The sequence below is a fragment of the Intrasporangium chromatireducens Q5-1 genome (assembly GCF_000576575.1).
GTDB classification, from domain to species: Bacteria; Actinomycetota; Actinomycetes; order Actinomycetales; family Dermatophilaceae; genus Intrasporangium_A; species Intrasporangium_A chromatireducens.
The window spans coordinates 1-3966 of sequence record NZ_AWQS01000300.1; the positions used below are offsets into that span (position 1 = coordinate 1).

A 3966-nucleotide genomic window follows, 5' to 3' on the forward strand; every position below is an offset into this window, starting at 1 on the left:
CTGCGCGCCCGGGTGAAGGCCACATAGGCGAGCCGGCGCTCCTCGGCGACGGCGTGCCGACCACCATCGGCCGCGAACGCGTCCATCTCGGTGGCGAAGGACTTGCGGTCGGCGGCGCGCCGCCACTCCAGCACGGGGAGCCCGTCACGGTCGCCGCGCAGCTCGTAGGGCACCCCGTCGAGGCCCGTGAGCCAGCCCTTGTCGCTCGGGGCGCCCTTGAGGACCCACTCGTCGTCGACCAAGGTGACCGAGCTCGCCGAGTGCGACGGGAAGACTGACTCGACGAGAGCCGGCACCGCGACGACGTCCCACTCGAGCCCCTTGGCGGCATGCACCGTCAGCACCTGCACGGCGTCATGGTCGGTCTCGACGTGGCCGAGCTCGAGACCACGCTCCTGGGACCTCGCCGCCTCCAACCAGGCGAGGAACCCGGCCAGCGTGGGACGGTCGGAGGTCATCGCGAAGCGGGCCGCGACGTCAGCGAAGGCGTCGAGGTGGACCCGGGCGGTCGAGGCGGTGTGCTCGGGCCGGGACAACACCTCGAGGTCGAGCCCGAGGGCACGCTCGGCCTCCCCGACGAGGTCGACGAGCGGCAGTGCGGTCATCCGCCGCAGCGCTCGCACCACCTCGGCCAGGACGGCCAGCCGGCGATGGGCGGCGGCGCTGAGGCGCGCACCACCCCAGGACCGCCACTGCGGCGGAGGCAGGACGTCGAGGGCCTCGACGAGGGTCGCCTCGTCGGCGCTGTCGGCAGCGAGGTCACTTCCGCGGTCATGTGGGAGCACGTCGCCCCTCTCGGACGCCGGTGCTCCGCCCACCACCCCGCTGGAGCGCAGCTCGCCGGCCCAGGCCCACAGGGCATCGAGGTCCGCCGGGCCCAGGCGCGCGACCGGTCCGGTGAGCAGGCGCATCAGCTGGTCGCCGCGCGTCGGGTCCTGGACCACCGAGAGCACCGCGACGAGGTCCGCGACCTCCGGGGTCATGAGCAACCCGCCCAGACCGACGACCTCCACCGGAAGCCCTTCGCGACGCAGGGCCTCGATGACGACCGGGAAGTGGGCGCGGCGCCGACACAGCACCGCTGCCGAGCGGCCGGTGCGTCGGCCGCTCGGGCTGCGCCACCGCTCCGCGACCCAGTGCGCCGCATGGGCCACCTCGGCCTCGAGCGAGTCGAGCCTGGCCACGGTGACCTGTCCGGCGCCCGCTCCCGGACGGGGTGCGAGGGGGCGCACGTGCGCGGTGCGGAGCGGCGCGGAGGTGACGTTGGCCGCGTCGAGGACCAGCCCGTCGTTGCGCCAGCTCGTCGAGAGGGGCAGCACGGCTGCGGGCCCGTTCGCGCCCGCAAACTCCGCAGGGAACCGGGCCAGAGTGGTGGCGCTCGCGCCGCGCCAGCCGTAGATCGACTGGTTGGGGTCGCCGACGGCAGTGAGCGCGACCGGCTCGGCACCGCCGTGAAACAGGGAACGCAGGAGGGCGAGCTGTGCCTCAGAGGTGTCCTGGAACTCGTCGAGCAGCACCGCCCTGAAGCGCTCGCGTTCGACCTCGCCGACATCGGGGACCGTCTCGGCGAGGCGCGCGGCGAGGGCCATCTGATCGGCGAAGTCGAGGGCGTCCCGCTCGCGCTTGAGGGAGAGGTAGCGCTCGACGATGGGGACGACGGCACGGCGTTCGCGCAGGACCAGGAGCAGGTCGCGGACGGGGGTGAGTGACCCTCGGCCCTCCCCGTCGGGCAGCGCGTCGAGCCGACTGATCACCTCGTCGAGGTGGGCGGCGACATCGTCGGGGCCGAGCAGGTGCTCGGCCATCTCTCCCGCGAGGGCCATGACCGCCTCGATGATCGTCGACTCCGCCTTGACGACGTCGTCCATGGTGCCGTCGTAGCGCGCCACGGCCTCGGCCGCGAGCTGCCAGGCGCCTGCCTCGGTGAGGACGCGGTACTCGGGCTCGATCCCGAGCCGGAGCGCGTGCTCGCGGACGAGGCGGCCGGCGTAGGCGTGATAGGTCGAGACGGTCGGCGTGCCGCCGAGCACCTCGGCGCCCGTGCCGTCGTCGATCGGCGGCGTCCACAAGTCGGTGCGACCGAGCGTGCGCAGCCGCCCCGTGATGCGGGCGGACAGCTCGGAGGCGGCCTTGCGCGTGAAGGTGAGGCCGAGCACCTGGTCGGGCTCGACGTGCCCGTTCGCGACGAGCCAGACGACCCGCGCGGCCATCGTCTCGGTCTTGCCCGAGCCGGCTCCGGCCACGACGAGGAGCGGCTGCGGGCCAGCCTCGATGACGGCTTGCTGCTCGGGCGTCGGGGATGGCAGCTCGAGCGCGGTCGCGATGTCGATGGCGGAGTGCTTCACAGCGCATCTCCCTCCGGCTGGACGGGACAACACGCCTTGACGGCGCAGAGCTGGCACCAGCTGCCCTGGACGGCACGGAAGGATGCGGCTCCCATGCCGGCTGCGGTGTCCTCGACGAGGCGACGCGCCCAGCCGGGGTCGTCCGCCTCGGCGAGCGGCGGCTGTGCCTGGACGGCCGCCCGCAGGCCGCTGCGCCCGGCCTTGCCGATCTGGACGAGCGCCGCGCCCCCGGAGGTCGCGCCCAGGTCGCCGAAGGCACCGGACTCGACGGCCGCCTGGTAGGCACCGAGCTGGCCGTGCTCGTCGAGCTCGGCGTTGGTCGGCTTGCCCCGTCCCGTCTTGAGGTCGACGATGCGCAGCCGCCCGGCCCCGTCCTGCTCGATCCGGTCGACGCGGCCCTTGAGATCCGCTCGACCGAGCTGGACGCGGAAGTCGTGCTCGATGGCCACCGGATGCCAGCCCTCGGCAGCAGACTCGGCCCGGTAGTCGACGAACCGGGCGACCATGTCATGCGCCTCCTGGCGGACCCGGTCGGCCAACCACCCGGGGGGCAACCCCAGGCGCCCCCAGCGGCGGTCGAGCTCGTCGTCGAGGACGGCCCGGTCGGCATCAGGCTGCTCGGCCACGACGTCGTGCACCAGGGTGCCGACGAGCTGGGCGCCCATCGCGGGGCCGCTGCCGCCCACGGCGCTCAGGAACCAGGACAGCCCGCACTGGTTGAAGCGTTCGACCTTCGACGGCGACACCCGGACGAGCTCGTCGTCACCCCGGACCGGCCGGTCGTCAGTGAGGTCGCGCAACGCCCACCAGCTGGTCGGATCGGCGCCGGTGACTCCCGCACGGGCAGCGTGGGCGAGCAGCTCGGCGGCGCGCCGCGACGTGGCGGCGTCGGGCCCGGCGACCTCCCGCCGCAGCTCGCCGACGAGTCCGGTCAACGTCATCGGGCGGGGCGGTTCGGCGTGCGGGCGCACCTCGGTGTCGAGCCCGTCGCCGGCGGGCGGGTCGATCAGGTCGAGGTAGACGGACGGCTGCTCGTCCTCGTTGCCCACCGCCGTCACCAGCAGCCGCTCCGTGGTGCGCGTCATCGCCACGTGCAGCAGCCGCGTCTCGTCGTAGCGAACTGCTGCCTGGGCAGCCCGGAAACTGTGCGCCCGGTCGGCCACGACGTCGACCAGAGCCTCCGATCCGAGGACGGACCCACGCAGGCGAAGGTCGGGCCAGATGCCCTCCTGGACGCCGGCCACGACGACGATCCGCCACTCGCGCCCCGCAGCCGTCTGGGGGGTCACCACGTGCACGGCGGGCCCGGCCTGGGCCCGCGCCAGCAGGGTGTCGCCCGGCACGTCCTGTCCCTGGATGTGGTCGAGGAAGGCGTCCGGGCCCGCCTGCGGGAGCCGGTCGACGAACGCTCCGGCCGCGTCGAACAGGCCGAGCACGGCATCGAGGTCCCGGTCGGCACGCTGCCCGGTGGAGCCGCCAGCGAGGGCGGCCCGGCGCCACGGCTCCGCCTGACCGGTCGCCGACCAGATCTCCCACAGCACCGTCTCGGCCGTCACGCCGCGCTGCCAGCCGCCCGAGTCGCCCGGACGGGCCGCACTGGCGCCGGCGTCGATGGCCGCGG

General features: G+C 74.3%; 2 protein-coding genes. Both read right to left on the bottom strand.

The genetic code is table 11. From position 1 onward, the window contains the following. A partial coding sequence (locus N864_RS19915) for an ATP-dependent helicase (protein WP_034721471.1) occupies positions 1 to 2345 on the bottom strand: 2345 nt, incomplete at its 3' end. Beyond that, a partial coding sequence (locus tag N864_RS19920) for a PD-(D/E)XK nuclease family protein (RefSeq protein ID WP_034721475.1) occupies positions 2342 to 3966 on the bottom strand: 1625 nt, incomplete at its 5' end. The genes N864_RS19920 and N864_RS19915, both read right to left, overlap by 4 nt.